This window comes from Salinibacter sp. 10B, assembly GCF_002954405.1.
Lineage (GTDB): Bacteria > Bacteroidota > Rhodothermia > Rhodothermales > Salinibacteraceae > Salinibacter.
Window position 1 is genome coordinate 232,487 of sequence record NZ_MQWC01000004.1, and the last position, 16,878, is coordinate 249,364.

General features: G+C 60.0%; 14 protein-coding genes. 11 read left to right on the forward strand and 3 right to left on the reverse strand.

Translation table 11 applies throughout. The features are described from left to right. Positions 1-186 precede the first annotated feature (186 nt). Positions 187-1,464 carry an adenosylhomocysteinase gene (locus BSZ35_RS01310; protein ID WP_105010763.1) on the forward strand — a complete coding sequence of 426 codons (1,278 nt, stop codon included), beginning with the start codon at positions 187-189 and terminating at the stop codon, positions 1,462-1,464. Between the two features lie 245 nt (positions 1,465-1,709). On the opposite strand, the gene BSZ35_RS01315 is transcribed toward BSZ35_RS01310, so the two are convergent. Further along, positions 1,710-2,270 carry an OsmC family protein gene (locus tag BSZ35_RS01315; protein WP_105010764.1) on the reverse strand — a complete coding sequence of 187 codons (561 nt, stop codon included), beginning with the start codon at positions 2,268-2,270 and terminating at the stop codon, positions 1,710-1,712. Between the two features lie 381 nt (positions 2,271-2,651). On the opposite strand from BSZ35_RS01315, the gene BSZ35_RS01320 reads away from it, so the two are divergent. From BSZ35_RS01320 to BSZ35_RS01360, 9 genes are all read left to right on the forward strand, one after another. Further along, a complete protein-coding gene (locus tag BSZ35_RS01320) occupies positions 2,652-3,380 on the forward strand; it encodes an alanyl-tRNA editing protein (RefSeq protein WP_105013671.1) in 729 nt (242 codons plus the stop codon). Between the two features lie 72 nt (positions 3,381-3,452). Further along, positions 3,453-5,126 carry a Ppx/GppA phosphatase family protein gene (locus BSZ35_RS01325; RefSeq protein WP_105010765.1) on the forward strand — a complete coding sequence of 558 codons (1,674 nt, stop codon included), beginning with the start codon at positions 3,453-3,455 and terminating at the stop codon, positions 5,124-5,126. Between the two features lie 174 nt (positions 5,127-5,300). Beyond that, positions 5,301-5,810 (forward strand): NADH-quinone oxidoreductase subunit J, encoded by a 510-nt coding sequence (locus BSZ35_RS01330; protein ID WP_105010766.1) that lies wholly within the window; start codon positions 5,301-5,303, stop codon positions 5,808-5,810. Between the two features lie 101 nt (positions 5,811-5,911). Beyond that, positions 5,912-6,217, forward strand: coding sequence for an NADH-quinone oxidoreductase subunit NuoK (gene nuoK, locus BSZ35_RS01335; protein WP_105010767.1), 306 nt, complete (start codon positions 5,912-5,914; stop codon positions 6,215-6,217). A gap of 93 nt (positions 6,218-6,310) precedes the next feature. Continuing rightward, positions 6,311-8,308, forward strand: coding sequence for an NADH-quinone oxidoreductase subunit L (gene nuoL, locus BSZ35_RS01340; RefSeq protein WP_105010768.1), 1,998 nt, complete (start codon positions 6,311-6,313; stop codon positions 8,306-8,308). A 187-nt stretch (positions 8,309-8,495) separates the two neighbouring features. Beyond that, positions 8,496-10,124 carry an NADH-quinone oxidoreductase subunit M gene (locus tag BSZ35_RS01345; RefSeq protein ID WP_105010769.1) on the forward strand — a complete coding sequence of 543 codons (1,629 nt, stop codon included), beginning with the start codon at positions 8,496-8,498 and terminating at the stop codon, positions 10,122-10,124. 126 nt (positions 10,125-10,250) lie between these two features. Next, positions 10,251-10,547 (forward strand): 4a-hydroxytetrahydrobiopterin dehydratase, encoded by a 297-nt coding sequence (locus tag BSZ35_RS01350; RefSeq protein ID WP_105013672.1) that lies wholly within the window; start codon positions 10,251-10,253, stop codon positions 10,545-10,547. 164 nt (positions 10,548-10,711) lie between these two features. Continuing rightward, a complete protein-coding gene (locus tag BSZ35_RS01355; protein WP_105010770.1) occupies positions 10,712-12,208 on the forward strand; it encodes an NADH-quinone oxidoreductase subunit N in 1,497 nt (498 codons plus the stop codon). Positions 12,209-12,242: 34 nt separating this feature from the next. Then, a complete protein-coding gene (locus tag BSZ35_RS01360) occupies positions 12,243-12,824 on the forward strand; it encodes a hypothetical protein (RefSeq protein ID WP_258096023.1) in 582 nt (193 codons plus the stop codon). On the opposite strand, the gene BSZ35_RS01365 is transcribed toward BSZ35_RS01360, so the two are convergent. Next, a complete protein-coding gene (locus BSZ35_RS01365; protein WP_347709584.1) occupies positions 12,810-14,351 on the reverse strand; it encodes an aldehyde dehydrogenase family protein in 1,542 nt (513 codons plus the stop codon). The genes BSZ35_RS01360 and BSZ35_RS01365 overlap by 15 nt on opposite strands. A gap of 217 nt (positions 14,352-14,568) precedes the next feature. Between BSZ35_RS01365 and pncA the strand changes: the two genes are divergently transcribed. Beyond that, on the forward strand, positions 14,569-15,195 hold the full coding sequence (pncA, locus tag BSZ35_RS01370; protein WP_105010772.1) for a bifunctional nicotinamidase/pyrazinamidase: 627 nt from the start codon (positions 14,569-14,571) through the stop codon (positions 15,193-15,195). A gap of 64 nt (positions 15,196-15,259) precedes the next feature. Here the strand turns inward: pncA and BSZ35_RS01375 are convergent, their stop codons facing one another. Continuing rightward, positions 15,260-16,861 (reverse strand): bifunctional aminoglycoside phosphotransferase/ATP-binding protein, encoded by a 1,602-nt coding sequence (locus tag BSZ35_RS01375; RefSeq protein WP_105010773.1) that lies wholly within the window; start codon positions 16,859-16,861, stop codon positions 15,260-15,262. Between the last annotated feature and the right edge of the window lie 17 nt (positions 16,862-16,878).

Genomic DNA, 16,878 nt, shown 5'->3' on the forward strand with positions numbered 1-16,878 from the left:
CAGATAAACTGTTCCCCCCGTGGTGTGTAGCAGCCGGTGGTACGCCATTCCCGGTCGCACAGGGGCCCTTTTTCATCCTCGCTCACCGGGGACCAGGGCATTGGCTGCGGTCCTGATACAGCACGACAGGGCCGGTAGCCCAATTGTTACCACACATCTTCTGCATTACACCATCCCGATACGCACATGGACCACAAGGAAGGACAATACAAAGTTCGCGATCTCAGTTTGGCCGACGAGGGGCGCAAGCGCATTGAATGGGCCGAGAGCCGAATGCCCGTTCTCATGCAGCTGCGCGAAGAATATTCTGACTCAAAGCCGTTTGAGGGCTACAAGATCGCCGGGTGTTTGCACGTGACGAAGGAGACTGCCGTGCTCGTGGAAACCCTGCAGGCCTGCGGCGCTGAGGTGGCTTGGAGTGGATGTAACCCGCTCTCGACGCAGGACGACATTGCTGCGGCGCTTGCCAACAACGGGACGGAGATTTACGCCTGGCACGGCCTCGACACCGACGACTTCTACTGGTGCATCGAACGGACGATCGACACGCCGCCGCACCTGACGCTCGACGATGGAGCGGACCTCATCTTTACGGTCCACTCCGACCACCAGGACATGATGGACCACATCATCGGCGGCAGTGAGGAGACGACGACCGGCGTGCATCGCCTCCGCGCGATGGACAACGACGGCAAGCTGCAGTATCCGGTCTACGCCGTTAACGACGCCGAGACGAAGTGGGACTTTGACAACGTTTACGGCACGGGGCAGAGCACGATCGACGGCATTCTGCGCGCCACCAGTACCCTCATCGCGGGCAAAAACTTCGTCGTTGCGGGTTATGGCCACTGCGGCCGTGGCGTTGCCACCCGTGCGAAGGGCATGGGCGCCAACACGATCGTGACCGAGGTGCGGCCCGCGACGGCCCTCAAGGCCACGCTCGATGGCCATCAGGTCATGAGCATGGACGAGGCCGCTGAGAAGGGCGACATCTTCGTGACGGCCACCGGCATGAAGGACGTGATCCGCGGGCGCCACTTCCTGAAGATGAAGGACGGTGCGATTGTCGCCAATACGGGCCACTACGACGTGGAGCTCAACCTTGAAGAGCTAGCAGAGCTTTCCACTGATGCCCGTGAGGTGCGTGAGAACAACCGCGAGTACACGAAAGAAAACGGCGAGCGCGTGTACGTTCTCGGCGACGGCCGCCTTGTGAATCTCGCCGCGGCGGAGGGGCACCCGAGCGAAGTGATGGACATGAGCTTCGCCAACCAGTTCCGCGCTCACCTCGATCTCGTCCAGCGCCACGAGTCCGGCGAGATGCTTGAGGATAAGGTGTATGACATCCCGCAGGAGATGGACGACGAGATTGCCCGCGTGAAGCTCAACACGATGGGCGTTGAGATCGACGGCCTTTCCGAGGAGCAGGAACATTACGCCACGGACTATTCCGCTGGCACCTGAGCGAGTGCGGAATTCGGAATGTGAAGTGGAGAGTGAGCCCCTTTCTCTCTCGGGTCTTCGAAAACAGAAGCGCCGCTCCGGACGCTCCGGGGCGGCGCTTTTTTGTTGTCTGCTTTTATCGGTCGGGAGGGGCGCGTTCAGAGCCGGACAGCTGTGGTTCTGAGGCGCAACCCCTCTGTTCATCCGGTGAGCGGCTTCTCACCCGCCGTGTCCTTAACATCACCGGACGTACTGCGCAACCGGGGTCACATCGGCTGAATGTCGATGTCCACCTTGGCACCGTTCGTAATCGTGTGGTAGACCGGTGAAAAGTCGGCCAGGCTTCGGAGCTTGGCCGCGTTGGTGGCGTCGGTTTTTACCCGATAGGTCATGCGGATGTCCGTGTAGCCTTTCGGCACGCCCATGTCGAGGCCCAGGAAACCGTTGAGGTCGATGTCGCCTTCCAATTCGGCTTCCATTTCCTCGATTTCGATGCCGCGAACGGCCGCGTGCGCGACGATGCTCGTCGTCACACAGCTAGCCAGAGCATTGAGCAGGTGCTCGACGGGGTTGGGCGCCTCGTCGTTGCCGGCCAGGATGGGCGGTTCGTCGGCGTGCAACTCGAAGGACTGCTTGTGGGTCATTTCCTCCTTGGCAGTGTAAAACTCGGAAATAGTTGAGCGGTTGTGGTTGCCGCTTACCCACTTGTTACGGGCCCGAAACTGACTTTTGCCGAGGGCAGGGTCGTTTTGCAGGGCACTAATCGTTTCGTTGAGAACCTCCAGGTCGACGCCATTAAGCCGTTTTGATTCTTTGACTGTAGCCATTGTCGTTCCGTTTGGATGATTCGAAAGCGGACGCCTGCTGGTGTGCCCCCTCAAGGAGATCCCCAGTCCAGGCCGTTCCGGATTGCGGACAAGATACGACGTGGCGGTAGCTGTTCGGGAGGGCGATTCCGCTTTCCTTTCGGCTCGCCGATGGAGAAGAAAGTGATTCGCCGGCTTCGGAATCAGGCCCATTGTTCGACTGTTTGGCGCAAAGAGGGAAGGCGGGCGGGCGGATGGTTCGGGACCACTGGCTTCCGGCCTCCAGGAATAAACACGACAGATCCGGCGGTGCTATTTTGGGAGGGGGAAACGGAACGAAATGGGTCGTTGCTGGTGCGGCTGATCGAGCCGATCGTTCGCACACCCATCCGCATCGATACCATGACTGAACTCCGATATCTTCCCGACAACGACGACGTCACGTCTTTTACGGCAACGGTCGAAGAGGTCGCCGACGACTACATGGTGCTGGATGGAACCTATTTTTACCCGGAGGGAGGCGGGCAGCCCGCCGATCACGGCACACTCCACTGGGACGGGGGAGCGGCGGAGGTCGTGGATGTGCAGAAAGAGCACGGCGACGTGCGGCACTACTTGGAGGAGGTAAGGGGCGACCTTCCGGAGCCGGGCGACGAGGTGGAGGGCCAGATCGACGAGGCCCGCCGCATGAAGCTTCGTCGCATGCATACGGCTCAGCATGTGGTGTCGAAAGTTGTGTTAGACGTATTCGAGGCCCAAACAGCGGGCAATCAGATTCACCCCGATCGGTCTCGTATCGACTTTGAGCCCGCTGACTTTTCTTCGAACGAGGTAAACGCGATTGAGACCCGCTCGAATGCGATCCTCCAGCAAGACCTCCCCGTTCGAAAGACGGAAATGGCGCGGGAAGAGGCGGAGGAGCAGACCCCAGATGGGCGAGGACTTCTCGACTTAATCCCGGACCACGTTGACCCCCTCCGGATGGTAGCCATTGGCGATTTCGATCTGTGTCCGTGCGGAGGCACCCACGTAGACCATCTTGCAGACGTGGGACGCATCCGGATCACCAAGCGGACCTCGAAAGGAGCGGGAGTCGAACGTATCGAATTTGAGCTTTCAGAGGAGGGATGATCCTGAGGCTTCTGTTTCTTTCCTTGGACAATAATCAAGCTTTTGTCCGCGCCCTGCGTTTCTATTTCCTCTATGTCTGAGTCCGACGAGCGTGCCGCCTGTATTCTCGTGCCCGAAACCACGTATGGGGCCAACGGGACCCGGTCGCCTATTCGCGTCTGCGTGATTGACTTGGGGACAAACTCCTTTCACGCTGTCATCGTGGACGCCCATGCCAATGGGAGTTTTCAGGTGGTGGACCGAATGAAAGAAATGGTGCGGTTGGGGGAGCACGGCCTCGAGGCCAATACTCTGCCGGAAGAGGCAATGGAACGAGGGCTGCGCGCCCTTCGGCGCATTCATCTGCTAGCGCGGGGCTGGGACGCGACCGAGTTTTTGGCCTTTGCGACGAGTGCCATCCGGGAGGCCGCCAACGGGGGAGAGTTTATCCGCCGGGTGCGACGAGAGTTGGGGCTGCGGATCCGCCCCATTAGTGGGGAGCAAGAGGCCAAGCTGATTTTCCAGGGCGTACGACGGGCCGTGGACCTTACGGCTCCGACGCTTCTGGTCGATATCGGTGGGGGGTCGGTGGAATGTATTCTTGTATCGGGCGGAGAACGCGTGTCTGCGACCAGTCTAAAGCTCGGCGCCGCGCGGATGACCGAAAAATTCGTCCACGACGACCCACTGTCGGCGGAGGCCGAGGCTGAGATGCGTGCCCACTTCGAAGACGTGCTTGCGCCTGTGGTGGCGGCGTGTAAATCGCACGACGTGACGGGCATCGTGGGATCGTCGGGGACGATGAAAACGCTGGCTCGACTGGCGGCGGATTGGGCGGGAGAGGAGGGGCGCACCATCTTTCAGCAGCGGCTTGCCGTTCCGTCGGTTCGGGAGGCACTGGACTGGGTGATCGATTCAACGGCCGAGGACCGGAGGACGCATCCCTCTATTGATCCGAAACGCGTCGACCAGATTGGGGCAGGGGCCGTACTGCTTGATACCCTTTTCGACCAATTGCCGGCGGTGGAGTCCCTTCAAGTCTCGTCCAATGCCCTGCGGGAGGGGATGGTCGTGCACTTCATGGACACCAACTACACCCGGATTCGTCGCATGGCGCCGTTTCGGGATCCCCGACGCCGGAGCGTGCACGAGCTTGCCTACCGATTTCAGTGGGAAGAGCGCCACGCGCAACACGTTGCGGCCACGGCGACATTTCTTTTCAATGTGTGTCGCCCCCTTTACGACGGCCCGGCCCGCGATGCCGAGCTACTGGAGTACGCGGCCTTGTTGCATGATATTGGGTACGTGATTAGCCACGACACGCATCACAAGCACTCGCGGTACCTAATCAAGAATGCGGATCTGCAGGGCTTTCAGCCCGAAGAGGAGGGGCTCATGTCGCTCGTGGCCCGGTATCATCGGGCAGCCTCGCCCACCGATGCACACGAGCACTATCGGGAGTGCACCGAGGCACAGAAGCGACGGGTCCGACAGTTGGCGTCGCTTCTTCGGATTGCTGAGGGGCTGGATCGCAGCCACTTTCAGAACGTGGTTGCCTTGCGGGCGCGACTGACGGACGAGACCCTTGCCCTTTCCATTGCGACGAAAGGAGATCCGCAATTGGAGGTGTGGTCCGGGAAGGAGGAAGGAAAAATGTTCGAGACGGAGTTTGGTCGAACCCTCACGGTCGAGCCGACGACGATGGAGGCTGGGCGGGCCTCCCAGCCCGAGCCCGCCGTCTCACACGCCACGATCTCGGCCTCCTGAGGGGAAAAATCCAGGATTCTGGCTCTTCATCAACGATTTACCGGGCCGAATCTTGCCCCTACGACCATGGCGCGTTACTTTGCGCGTTGAACTTGCCCGCCGATCAGCAGGGCCTTGCTGTCTCTCGGCGGGTGCCTCAGCACCAACAGGCTTTCACTCAGCTCGGTCGGGTTTATGGCGTCCCCCTTCATGTTTTTCTTCCTGGCGACGGTAGCGGTAGCGGCTGCTCTCGGCATGGTCATCGCTCGCAGTCCCGTTACGAGTGCCCTCTGGCTGGTACTGAATCTGTTCTGCATTGCGGGGCTGTACATGACCCTGAATGCTGCCTTTATCGGGGCCATCCAGATTCTGGTCTACGCTGGAGCCATCATGGTCCTGTTCTTATTTGTGATCATGCTGCTCAACCTTTCGGCCCTCCCGGAGCTACACGAGATTGACTGGGCCCGGGTCGGGGGATTTATTCTGGGAATGGTGGTCCTGAGTCAGCTGCTCTACGTCGTGGCCCTGCAGTTTGACCTAGGGGTCGATCCGGTGACGCCCGAGACGGCTGCGGAGGTCGGAGCGGCCTCGACGCTGGGAGAGATCCTGTTTACGCGCTACGCCTTGCATGTAGAGGTCGCGGGCATTCTGCTCCTGGCGGCTACTGTGGGGGCGGTCATGCTGGCCCAACGCCGCTTCGAGTAGATCCAGGGATCCGTTGGTCGGTGGGGCGGGCGGGACGCCCCGTCGACGGCCAGTCATCTCAGCGATCCGCACGCACCGAACAACAACTAACCAGTAACAAAATGGACGTTGCTATAAACTGGTACCTCGCGCTTAGTGCCGTATTGTTCTCGATCGGCACTCTCGGGGTACTTTTCCGCCGAAACGCCATCGTGGTGCTGATGTCGGTCGAGCTGATGTTGAACGCCGTGAACCTGACGCTGGTAACGTTCAGCCAGTCGATGGGCGACCCGAGCGGTCAGATGCTTGTGTTCTTTTCGATTGCCGTGGCGGCGGCGGAGGCGGCGGTGGGCCTCGCCATCGTGATCGCCATTTTCCGAAGCAAGGTGACCGTCGACATTACGGAGATCAATCTCTTCAAGCATTAGATCCCCGGGCCGGTTGCCTGTTGAAGGGCCGACCGTTTGTGTGTGGGGCCTGCCTCGTAGAACTGCCTTTCGTCATTCGACACCGTTGCGCCGATGGAGCCTGACCTTCTCATTCGTCTCATTCTGCTGCTGCCGCTGGCTGGGGCCGTTCTCAACGGCATTGCGCCCCTGTTTCTGCCGCAGTTTCGCACCCGAGAGACGCTCATTGGGACCATCGGGACGACGGTCGTCGCGGTGCCATTTCTGCTGGCCCTCTACCTGTTTGTCACCTACGGCGGCGACCCGGTGGTCGCGGATTTCTATACGTGGATGGCGGCGGGAGACCTGGATTTGAGTTTTGCCTACCGGGTGGACGAGCTCTCGCTCATCATGACCCTGGTGGTGACGGGCGTTGGGGGCATTATCCACCTCTATTCGATTGGGTATATGCATGGCGATGAGGGGTATTGGCGATTTTTCGCCTACCTCAACCTCTTCATCTTTGCCATGCTCAACCTCGTCTTGGCGAACAACCTGCCGGTGCTGTTTCTCGGTTGGGAAGGGGTGGGGCTTTGCTCGTACCTTCTCATCGGGTTCTGGTACACGGACCTGAGTAACAGCAGCGCTGCTAACAAGGCCTTTATTGTCAATCGCATCGGGGACTTTGCTTTCCTGGTGGCGATGTTCATGATCTTTCAGGCTCTCGGCTCCTTGAGCTTCGACGTCATCCTTTCGCAGGGGCCGCAGCTGCCGGTGGAGACGGTGAACTGGATTGTCTTTCTTCTCTTCATTGGGGCGACCGGAAAGAGTGCCCAGATTCCGCTTTTCGTGTGGCTGCCGGACGCGATGGCGGGTCCAACCCCTGTGTCGGCCCTCATCCACGCCGCAACCATGGTGACGAGCGGGCTTTATCTTCTGGCTCGGTTGTCGGTCGTGGTGTTGAGTGCACCGGTCGTGATGGCGATCATTGCGGTCGTAGGGGCGGTCACCGCGCTCATGGCGGCCACGATTGCGATTGCGCAGAATGACATCAAACGCGTACTGGCGTACTCAACGGTCTCACAGCTCGGGTACATGTTCATGGCGGCGGGCGTTGGGGCTTTCTTCGTCTCGATCTTTCACGTCGTCACGCATGCCTTCTTCAAGGCCTGTCTCTTTCTCGGCTCTGGCAGCGTGATCCACGGCATGGAGGAGGTGGAGCACAGCATGGAGCACGAAGGGCATGACGTTGAGGATTTCGATCCGCAGGATATGCGCACGATGGGGGGGCTGAAGGAGTACATGCCGGCGACGAGCACGACCTACCTGCTAGCCACGCTTGCCATTTCCGGCATTCCGCTGACGGCGGGCTTCTTCTCGAAGGATGAGATCTTATTCAAGGCCTTCGAGTTTGGCTATGCCGGGCACGGGTATGCCTGGGCAGTCTGGGGCGTGGGCATTGTAACGGCGCTCCTTACGGCGTTCTACATGATGCGCTCCTACATGCTCACGTTCGAGGGAGAGCCGCGCTGGACGGCCCCCGACCGGCACGAGCCCCACGAGTCGCCGTCATCAATGACGATTCCGCTCTGGACGCTCGGGATTCTTTCCATGGTTGGAGGCTTCATCGGGCTCCCGGCAGTCATCAAGGGAGGGAAGTGGAATTGGATTCATCACTATCTGGGGGCCGACTACGGCGGCCCGGTGGCCGAAGCGTCGCTGCACGGCCACGTGCCGCTGGTGTTGGAGTGGGGACTCATTGGCCTTAGCTCCGCCATCGCGATTGGAACTGTCTACTACGCCTGGTCGGTGTATTCGGCCTACGGTCTTGAGTACGATGCACGCCTGGAACGGGGCGTGGGGGGGCTCTACCAAGTCTGGGAAGACACGTACTACTGGGACGACTTCTACAACAACGTCGTTGTGGATACCGTCATCGACGGCCTTGGTCGCAAGGCGTTTGCGGCCTTCGATACGCACGTAGTCGACGGGGCGGTGAACGGCGTGGCCCGATTGGCCCAGCGCGCCAGCGGCACCCTTCGGCTGGTGCAAACGGGCATCGTGCAGAATTACGCTCTTGGCCTCGTGCTGGGCGTGGTCCTGGTAATCGGGATCATGCTGTTTGGAATTTAGGAGTTCCCGGTCCGGGGGATTCCGGGGCCGGGCGTGATGTGTGATCCGTGAAACGTGATGGGCGGAGGCAGACTCCGTTGAGTTGCAGCACCCTTACGCATTCCGGCTCACGTTTCACGGAACGACGATAGAGGACGGTGCTGCTTGCATGCATAGATTCACTGCGACCGCGTAGCTGATTGCTCACATGGACATTCCCTACCTCACGTCCTTGGTCATTTTTCTGCCGACAGTTGGCGCGCTCCTGACGCTGTTTATGCGGGAGGTGTCCAGCATCCGGTGGACGGCCCTGGCGACAACCACGCTCACGTTTGTGCTGTCGATTGGCCTCTTCGTGGGCTACGATCCGTCCGTGAGTACCGCCATCGCTCCCCAGCTTGCGGACGTGTCAAGTGCCTGGTTCCCAGAGACATTCGATGTGAAGTACTTCGTGGGCATCGATGGGCTGAGCCTGCTCCTCGTTATGCTCACGACTCTCCTGGGACCGATTGTCGTGCTTTCGTCCTGGACCTATATCACCAAGAAACAGAAGGGCTACTACGCACTCCTGCTGCTTCTGCAAACCGGCATCACTGGGGTGTTCACGTCCTTCGACCTGTTTCTCTTCTACATCTTCTTCGAGCTTACGTTGATCCCGATGTACTTCATTATCGGGGTTTGGGGAGGCAAGGACCGGATTTATGCGGCGGTCAAATTCGTAATCTATACGCTGGTGGGGTCGCTGCTGATGCTGGTGGCCATCCTGTTTTTGGGCTACGAGGCTGGGGCAGCAGTAAACAACGGAGTGTTTACGACCGACTGGTATAAACTGCTGGAGTATAACGTCCCGCTTGCCACACAGGGCTGGCTCTTTGCCTTGTTTGCATTCTCGTTTGCGATCAAGGTCCCGCTCTTTCCCCTGCACACGTGGTTGCCGGATGCGCACGTACAGGCTCCGACGGGGGGCTCGGTCATCCTGGCCGGCGTGCTGCTGAAGATGGGAACCTACGGACTGCTTCGCTTCTGCCTGCCCTTCTTTCCGAATGCGGCACAGAGCGGAGCTCTTCTAATCGGCATCCTCGCCGTCATCGGGATTATCTACGGCGCGCTCATCGCCCGGGTGCAGGACGATGCGAAGAGTTTGGTGGCGTACTCCTCTGTAAGTCACCTTGGCTTCGTGGTCCTTGGCCTCTTTGCCTTCACGACCGAGGCGATGCAGGGAGCGGTGATCCAAATGGTAAACCACGGCCTCTCCACGGGCGCGCTCTTTCTGCTTGTGGGAATGCTCTACGAGCGGCGGCACACGCGGCTGATGGACGATTATGGGGGACTTGCGGCGTCCGTGCCGGTTTTGACCACGCTCATGGTCTTCAGCGTGCTCGCGTCTGCCGGGATGCCCGGACTGAACGGGTTCGTGGGGGAGTTTCTGATTCTCCTCGGCTCCTTCAAGAGCACCGTGCTCGACTCGACCGTCCTCGTGGTCTTTGCCACGACCGGCGTCATCCTTGCAGCGGTGTATCTCCTGCACATGGTGTATCGCACCTTCTTCGGAGAGCTGGACCATGAGGCCAACGCCAATATGGCCGACGTAAATGGACGAGAGCTCCTTCTGATGGCCCCTCTGGTGGTGCTCATGTTCGTGATGGGCTTCTTCCCCAACCCCTTCCTGCGCCAAACCCAGCCCACGACGGAGTTTTTGCTGGAGACCATTGAGGAGAAACAGGCCGCCGCGCTGGAGCAGGCCGAGCCGTCGGATCCCACCGCGGAGTTGCCGGCCGCTCCGCCGGAGATGGATGAGGTGACGATCGATGCGGAGAAGTTGAAGATGCAGCCGTGATTCGGGAGTCGTGACGACGGGGCTTGCGCGTTCTCGCGCGTTGTGCGTCACGACTCACGGGGCAAAGGCATCAGCCTTGACTTCAACAATTGCCGCTTTTTCTTTCGGACAGAACTTCTTTCCCCCATGCCTTCCCGCGACCCGCTTTCCGACGCTGAGATTGACGAGGCGCTTGACGATTTGCCCGGATGGACCTACGAGGACGACAAGCTCAAGAAAACATTTGAGTTTTCGGACTTTCGGGCGGCGATCAGCTTCATCATGCGTCTGTCCTTTTACGCAGAGGAGATGATGCACCACCCCGAGCTGGAGAACGTGTACAACACCGTCTCGATTGCCTTGACGACCCACGATGCAGGAGGGAAGGTAACGGACATGGACGTGGAGTTGGCGTCGCAAATCGAGGACTTTGTCTGGGTGTAATGCGGCCGCAGTTTGTCGCTGCGTTGGGCTCACAATCTGCCCCGACAGTCAAAAATGCCTTTTCCGGCGATGCCTCCGCATTCGTCCGGTTAGAGTAACGTGATACTTTGCCGATGAGTCTGCCGTAGATCAGTAGCAGACGACAAAATAGGATTACTTCGATCATGGATCTTGCGAACGCGTACGCTGCCCTTGTTGCTGACCTGCCCGCCGTCTTCTCGATGGGGATTGTGGCGCTGGTCGGTCTCGTGATGGTGGGGCTGGACTCTTTCCGCAACAACCACCCGGCGATCCCCTGGATGGGCGTCGGGGCTCTTGCCCTCGGGGCCGTGTGGGAAGTCGCCCATCTTGGCGCGCCGCAGGGCACTGCCTTCTTTGACACGATTCGGACGGGTGGGTTTGCGGCCTTCATCAACCTCATTGTTCTCCTCACGGGGCTGGCGACGATCCTGCTCTCAAATCCGTACCTGAGCCGACTCAAGCGCGACTACGGGGAGGTCTACGCCCTCATCATGTACGCGACGGTCGGGATGCTCCTGCTAGGCGTGGCCAACGACATGATCAGCATTTTCCTCGGCCTGGAGACGATGTCGGTATGCCTATACGTTCTCACAGGGCTTGTGCGGGAGGACGAGGGCGCCGTCGAAAGTGCTCTGAAGTATTTTCTGCTTGGCGCCTTTGCGACTGGCTTCTTTCTCTACGGCATTGCCCTGATGTACGGGGCCACAGGCACGCTGACGCTTCCGGCAATGGCACAGGCGGAGCTGGCTACCCCGACGAGTCAACTTCTCTTCTGGGGTGGACTCGGACTTTTCCTCGTCGGCTTCTTCTTCAAGGTGAGCGCCGCGCCGTTTCACATGTGGACGCCTGACGTCTATCAGGGAGCGCCTACGCCGCTCACTGGGTATATGTCGACGGCGTCTAAGGCCGCAGCCTTTGCGGCGCTCATTCTCGTTTTGTTCTACGCCGTGCCCGGAGGGGAGGCCACGATGGTCTTGGCGGTCATCGCCGTGATCACGATGGTCTTGGGAAACGTGATGGCCCTTTCCCAGCGCAACGTAAAGCGTATGCTGGCCTATTCGTCGATTGCACATGCCGGATACGTGCTGGTCGGACTGGCGGCCGGATCGAGTGCGGGCTACTCCGGCGCTCTGTTCTACCTGCTCGTCTACGCCATCATGAATATCGGGGCGTTCGGCGTAATGGGACTGTTGGAGTGGGACGAGAAGCAGGGGCGTGAACAAACGCTTTCGTCGCTCGCCGGCATTGGAGAACAACGACCGCTGTTGGGCACTACGATGGGCATCTTCATGTTTAGTCTGATTGGCTTTCCGCCACTCGGGGGCTTTATCGGCAAGTACCTCGTCTTTGCCCCGGCGGTGGAAGCCGGCCTCACGTGGCTGGTTGTGATTGGGGTGCTCATGAGCGCGACCAGTGCGTACTACTACCTTCGTGTCGTGTATGTCTTCTGGATGCAGTCGCCCGATGACGTAGAGGCTGAGGGGTATACCGAAGCGGCACTGCCACAGGCCACTCCGGCCGCACTCGGCACGCTGGTCGTGTGTGCGGTGGCGCTTCTCGTGCTCGGGGTGTTCTTTGGCGGCGTGATCGAAACAACCGCTGCCTTCTTCGACGCAACCGCCATGGCCACGGCGCCGTAGGAGGGAGGCTTCTTCTGTACTGCGTATCGAGGGAATGATGACGATCACTGACCTCGTCCGGGACCGCGTCCCGCACGCGCCGCAACTGGGACTGTACGTGGCCCCGGACATTCCGTCGAAAAAGCTTCGACATGCAATTTCGGACTACGCGGCGGACGTCGAGCCGGCAGATGTCTTGGCCCTCTACGACGCCACCCTGAGTGGCACAGCGGGCGACGGGGCACTATTGCTGGCGGATCGCGTCGTCTTTCAAAACAACGACCTCCAGTCCGCACAGACCGTCCAGTATCGGGATCTGGTGGGAGTTGAAGCCACGAGCCGGTGGTGGGGATTGGGAGGGAAAAAGGTCGATCTGACGGTGAATCGGGGACGAGCCACGTTTGATCTTTCCCTCGACTGTTCCGGATCTCCTGAGGCTGCCGAGTATATCGCGGACGTTCTTCATGCAGCCATGCTGAAGGATGTCGACCTGGGGCCCACAGATCGATCGGAGGAGACGGATTTCGAGGCCGTGCGGCGGGCCCTGGACCGGCTTCGGTCACAGCAAAAGCTCACAGAGGCTGACTATGAGCGCATGCTCCGAGCGCTAGGAGAGAATCGATCAGAAGAAGCGTAGCACCCAGTCAGACACGCGGCTCGTTAGTCGACCATACGGAGGATACAGCGTGTCCAGAAGCTCGGAGCCGTAGGTGCGACGGAGAACCGATCGTTCGTTCGAGAACTCGCGGAAGCTCCGTACCCCATGGGCGCGTCCAATGCCGCTTTCGCCTTTCCCCCCAAACGGCAGGCGTGGATGGACGAAATGGACGAATCCTTCGTTCACACAGGTGCTGCCGGCCGTGGTCTGGTAGAGCACACGATCGACGGTCGACTCTCGTTCGGTAAATAGATACAGGGAGAGGGGGGCCGATCGGGCGTTGATAATTCGGAAGGCCTCGTCGAGCGTCTGGAATGGAAGTACCGGGAGCAGAGGCCCAAAAATCTCCTTCTGCATGATTGGGGCCTCAAGCGGAACGTCGGTTAGAACGGTGGGAGCGACGTAATTTGTCTCCGCGTCGTGCTGGCCCCCGACCGCCACAGTCGCGCCAGCGTCAAGCGCCCCGGAAAAGAGGTCTAACACTTTTCGGTAGTGGTCTTCGTGCACGAGACGCGCATAGTCGTCGCTCGTGCGTTGTGCGTGCGGCGTTGCTCCGTAAAACTGGTGGATACGGTCTCGAAGCCGGTCCACAAGGGCGTCATGCACTGGGGCTTCCACGAGGACGTAGTCGGGGGCAATGCAGGTTTGTCCCGCATTTGTAAACTTGCTCCAGACGATGCGTCCGGCTGCCCGGTCGAGATCGGCGGTGTCGTCGACGATTGCGGGAGACTTTCCGCCCAACTCAAGTGTGACGGACGCCAGGTGCTCGGCGGCGGCCTTCATGACCTTTCGCCCAATGGCGGGGCTTCCCGTGAAATAAATGTGGTCGAACGGTTGCCTCGTGAGGGACTGTGCCACGTCCGGCCCTCCAGTGAGCACCCGAATCTCTCGTTCCTCGAAGAGGTCATGGAGTAGGTCTTGCAGAACCGCTGCCGTGTTCGGCGTATGCTCGGAGGGCTTCAGTACAGCACAGTTGCCAGCCGCAATGGCGCCCACGAGAGGGCCGAGTGTAAGATTCACAGGGTAGTTCCAGGGCGATAGGATCAGCACGACCCCTTTTGGCTCATAGTGAATGGCCGACCGGGTGCCCGTGAAAAGAAGGGGAGACCCTACTCGGTCCGGCTGCATCCAGTCCTCCAGATGGGCAATCGTATGTTCGATCTCCTTCGTCACAGTTTTGATTTCCGTGAGGTCGACCTCCACCGGAGCCTTTCGGAAGTCGGCGTGGAGGGCGTCGCAGAAGGCATCGCGCCGGGCGAGTAGTGCGTCGGCGAGCCGTTGTAGCTTGCGTTTGCGCTGCTCGGCGGTGGTCTGTTGTACAGCGGGGGCGTGTGAGCGGAGCGTGGAAAGAAGAGCGTCGATATCCTCGGGAGGCGAGGGGGGAGCGGACGTTGTTGCGGAAGCCATAGGAGGAGCGGGGGTTCGTGAACGTGCAGTGGTTGAACCCCGAACCCATTCTCCTTGATCCTTCGCAGGCAGGGCCTTGTGTCGTTTCTGTACGACCAGCGTTCGTAGAGGGCAGGGGAGGTTGACGGCGTTGGTTTCTTCTTCCGTCGGAGACGAGCACGGGTGGTACGGTCAAACGGAAGCCAATGTGGCTAGCCGTCTATTTTGAATGTACTCGTTTCGCATCGACCAAACAACCCAGTGTAGTGAGGCGTATTTTTCCCGAAGCAGAAAGGATTGACATCATTCCGCCACCCCAACGAATTTCCCTTTCGCTATGGATGCACTCCTGATCGTAGACCTGCAAAATGATTTCTGCCCGGGGGGGGCGCTCGCGGTGCCGGAGGGCGATGCGATTATCCCAGTTGTGAACGAGCTGGCCGAGCAGTTCGATCATGTACTTCAGACGCAGGACTGGCATCCCGAAGGCCATCAGTCCTTTGCGTCGTCGCACCCCGATCATGAGCCGTACGATGTGATTGAGGTCGACTATGGGGAGCAGGTGCTCTGGCCGGACCACTGTGTACAGGGGACGGAGGGGGCAAACTTCCATCCCGAACTGGACACCACGCATTCCGAGCTCGTCATCCGCAAGGGATTTCGGCCCGAGATTGACTCGTACTCGGCCTTTTATGAGAATGATGGCGAGACCCCAACGGGACTGGCCGGGTACTTGCGCGACCGCGGCATCGATACGTTGTACCTCTGTGGCCTTGCGACCGACTTCTGTGTGAAGTGGTCGGCCGTGGATGGGCGACAGGAGGGATTTGACGTATACGTTATTGAGAACGCCACGCGCGGCATTGATCAAGACGGATCGCTATCTCAGGCCTGGGCGGAGATGAATGACGCCGGTGTGCAGGTCGTCTCTAGCGAAGCTGCACTGGATTTAGCGGTCGCTTAGGCTGTTGCTTTCCGCGGGGCTGCCGTTGGCCATATCCCGTTTGCCATGTAGAATGCCCCGCGGCTCAGTTATTCAGCCGGATGAGGGTTTTTAGAATAGAGAGGGTCGTGTCGGGGGGCGACGCCTCGGTGTCGACGCGCACGTGAAAGGGATCCTCGAGGGCGGTGGGGGGATGATAGCGGGCATTCAGCATGTCAAAATCGTCCGCTCGCGCATCGGAGGCGGTAGCAGATTCGGCGGAGCGAGTGGCGAGCCGTTCTCGGAGGACATCGTCCGGGGCACACAGTTCGACGAATGTGCAGGAGACGCCCGCGGCCCGGAGGGCGGTGCGAAGGTCCTCGCGTCGGTCCGGATCACTGTAGGTTGCATCGAGGATTGTGCCCTGGTGGTTGCGGCCGCGGTCCACCGCCCGTTGCTGCAGGGTTCTGTAGGTGCGCTCCGTCATGCGGTCGCTGTAAAGACGCTCCCGCTCACGCTCAGAGGCGCGCTTATGGAGGGGAAGGCCGGCGTGCGTTTTCCGTACGCGATCGGAGGAGAGGTGGGCCCAGCCCAGGTCGCGGGCCAGGGCAGCGGCTTGTGTGCTTTTGCCCGTTCCGGACCGGCCGAAGATCACCACGACGAGGGGGGCAGTGCCCGCCACCGCGTACCGGAGGGCCCACTGGAAATACCGATGGGCCCGGGCTCGACTCTGGGCACGCTCGTCGGCGGGCACCTCAGGATCAGCCGCGCGCATGCCTTCCACCTTGCCGCGGACGTACGCCCGATAACACTTGTAGAAGTCGATGATCTCCGTCAATTCCGGGTCCCCCAGCGTGTCGGCCATCGTTTCCACCAGCCGCTGCGCGAAGTCCGGACGTCCGCTATAGTCCAGGTCCATCGCAAGGAAGGCGACATCATTGGCCACGTCCAGGTGACGGAAGCGCTCGTTAAACTCGATACAGTCGTAGATGCAAGTGTGCTCGTCGGTCAGATGAACGTGTTCGAGGCGGAGGTCGCCATGTCCGTCCACGATGAGTCCCCCGGCCCGCCGCCGGTGGAAGAGGGCCGTGTTCTGATCGTAGAATCGGTCGGTGTAGTACTGAAGCGCCTCGTACGACGGCTTCGAAAGCGCAGTCCCGACCTGTTCTGTCGTCTGTTCAAAGTTTTCGTCGGTGTTTTCCTGCAGGGAGTCAATCCACCCCGCAGTTGCGATTTTTGGGCTGGAGGTTTGCTTCTTGTAAAACTGGCAGAGCGTTTGGGCCAGTCGGTCGATGTCCGAGGCCGTCGCCTCGCCCCGGGACAACTGAGCGTCGAGAAACTTTTCCGGGTCGAGGTGCCGCATCTTTACAGCATACTCTACGACCGAGCTTGTCGAGGCCGACGCCTCTGGATCCACGCGCAGCCCATCCTTCGTTTCCACAATCGGCACCACGCCTTCGTACGTATGGTCGCACAAGCGACGATTGAGGCGGACTTCGGCTTCACAGTACGTGCGCCGTTGCTGTAAGGTCGAGAAGTCAAGAAAGCCTAGGTCCACCGGCTTCTTCACCTTGTACACCCACGGCGGAACGAGGGCCACAAGGGAGATATGCGTTTGTTGGAGCTGGATGGTCTCCGGGGCGTGCGGGTACGCTTCGGGGGTGGAGAGAGCATCGCGCAGATCGGCGATCGACGGGGAGGCAGGCATTGCAGTCGAGAGGAGAA

Bases quoted from the DNA above. Each gene is read 5' to 3' on its own strand.
- BSZ35_RS01360 (WP_258096023.1), top strand. From the start codon at position 12,243: ATGATGACGATCACTGACCTCGTCCGGGACCGCGTCCCGCACGCGCCG.
- pncA (WP_105010772.1), top strand. From the start codon at position 14,569: ATGGATGCACTCCTGATCGTAGACCTGCAAAATGATTTCTGCCCGGGG.
- BSZ35_RS01310 (WP_105010763.1), top strand. From the start codon at position 187: ATGGACCACAAGGAAGGACAATACAAAGTTCGCGATCTCAGTTTGGCC.
- BSZ35_RS01345 (WP_105010769.1), top strand. From the start codon at position 8,496: ATGGACATTCCCTACCTCACGTCCTTGGTCATTTTTCTGCCGACAGTT.
- BSZ35_RS01350 (WP_105013672.1), top strand. From the start codon at position 10,251: ATGCCTTCCCGCGACCCGCTTTCCGACGCTGAGATTGACGAGGCGCTT.
- BSZ35_RS01315 (WP_105010764.1), bottom strand. From the start codon at position 2,270: ATGGCTACAGTCAAAGAATCAAAACGGCTTAATGGCGTCGACCTGGAG.
- BSZ35_RS01325 (WP_105010765.1), top strand. From the start codon at position 3,453: ATGTCTGAGTCCGACGAGCGTGCCGCCTGTATTCTCGTGCCCGAAACC.
- BSZ35_RS01330 (WP_105010766.1), top strand. From the start codon at position 5,301: ATGGCGTCCCCCTTCATGTTTTTCTTCCTGGCGACGGTAGCGGTAGCG.
- BSZ35_RS01320 (WP_105013671.1), top strand. From the start codon at position 2,652: ATGACTGAACTCCGATATCTTCCCGACAACGACGACGTCACGTCTTTT.
- nuoL (WP_105010768.1), top strand. From the start codon at position 6,311: ATGGAGCCTGACCTTCTCATTCGTCTCATTCTGCTGCTGCCGCTGGCT.
- BSZ35_RS01375 (WP_105010773.1), bottom strand. From the start codon at position 16,861: ATGCCTGCCTCCCCGTCGATCGCCGATCTGCGCGATGCTCTCTCCACC.
- nuoK (WP_105010767.1), top strand. From the start codon at position 5,912: ATGGACGTTGCTATAAACTGGTACCTCGCGCTTAGTGCCGTATTGTTC.
- BSZ35_RS01355 (WP_105010770.1), top strand. From the start codon at position 10,712: ATGGATCTTGCGAACGCGTACGCTGCCCTTGTTGCTGACCTGCCCGCC.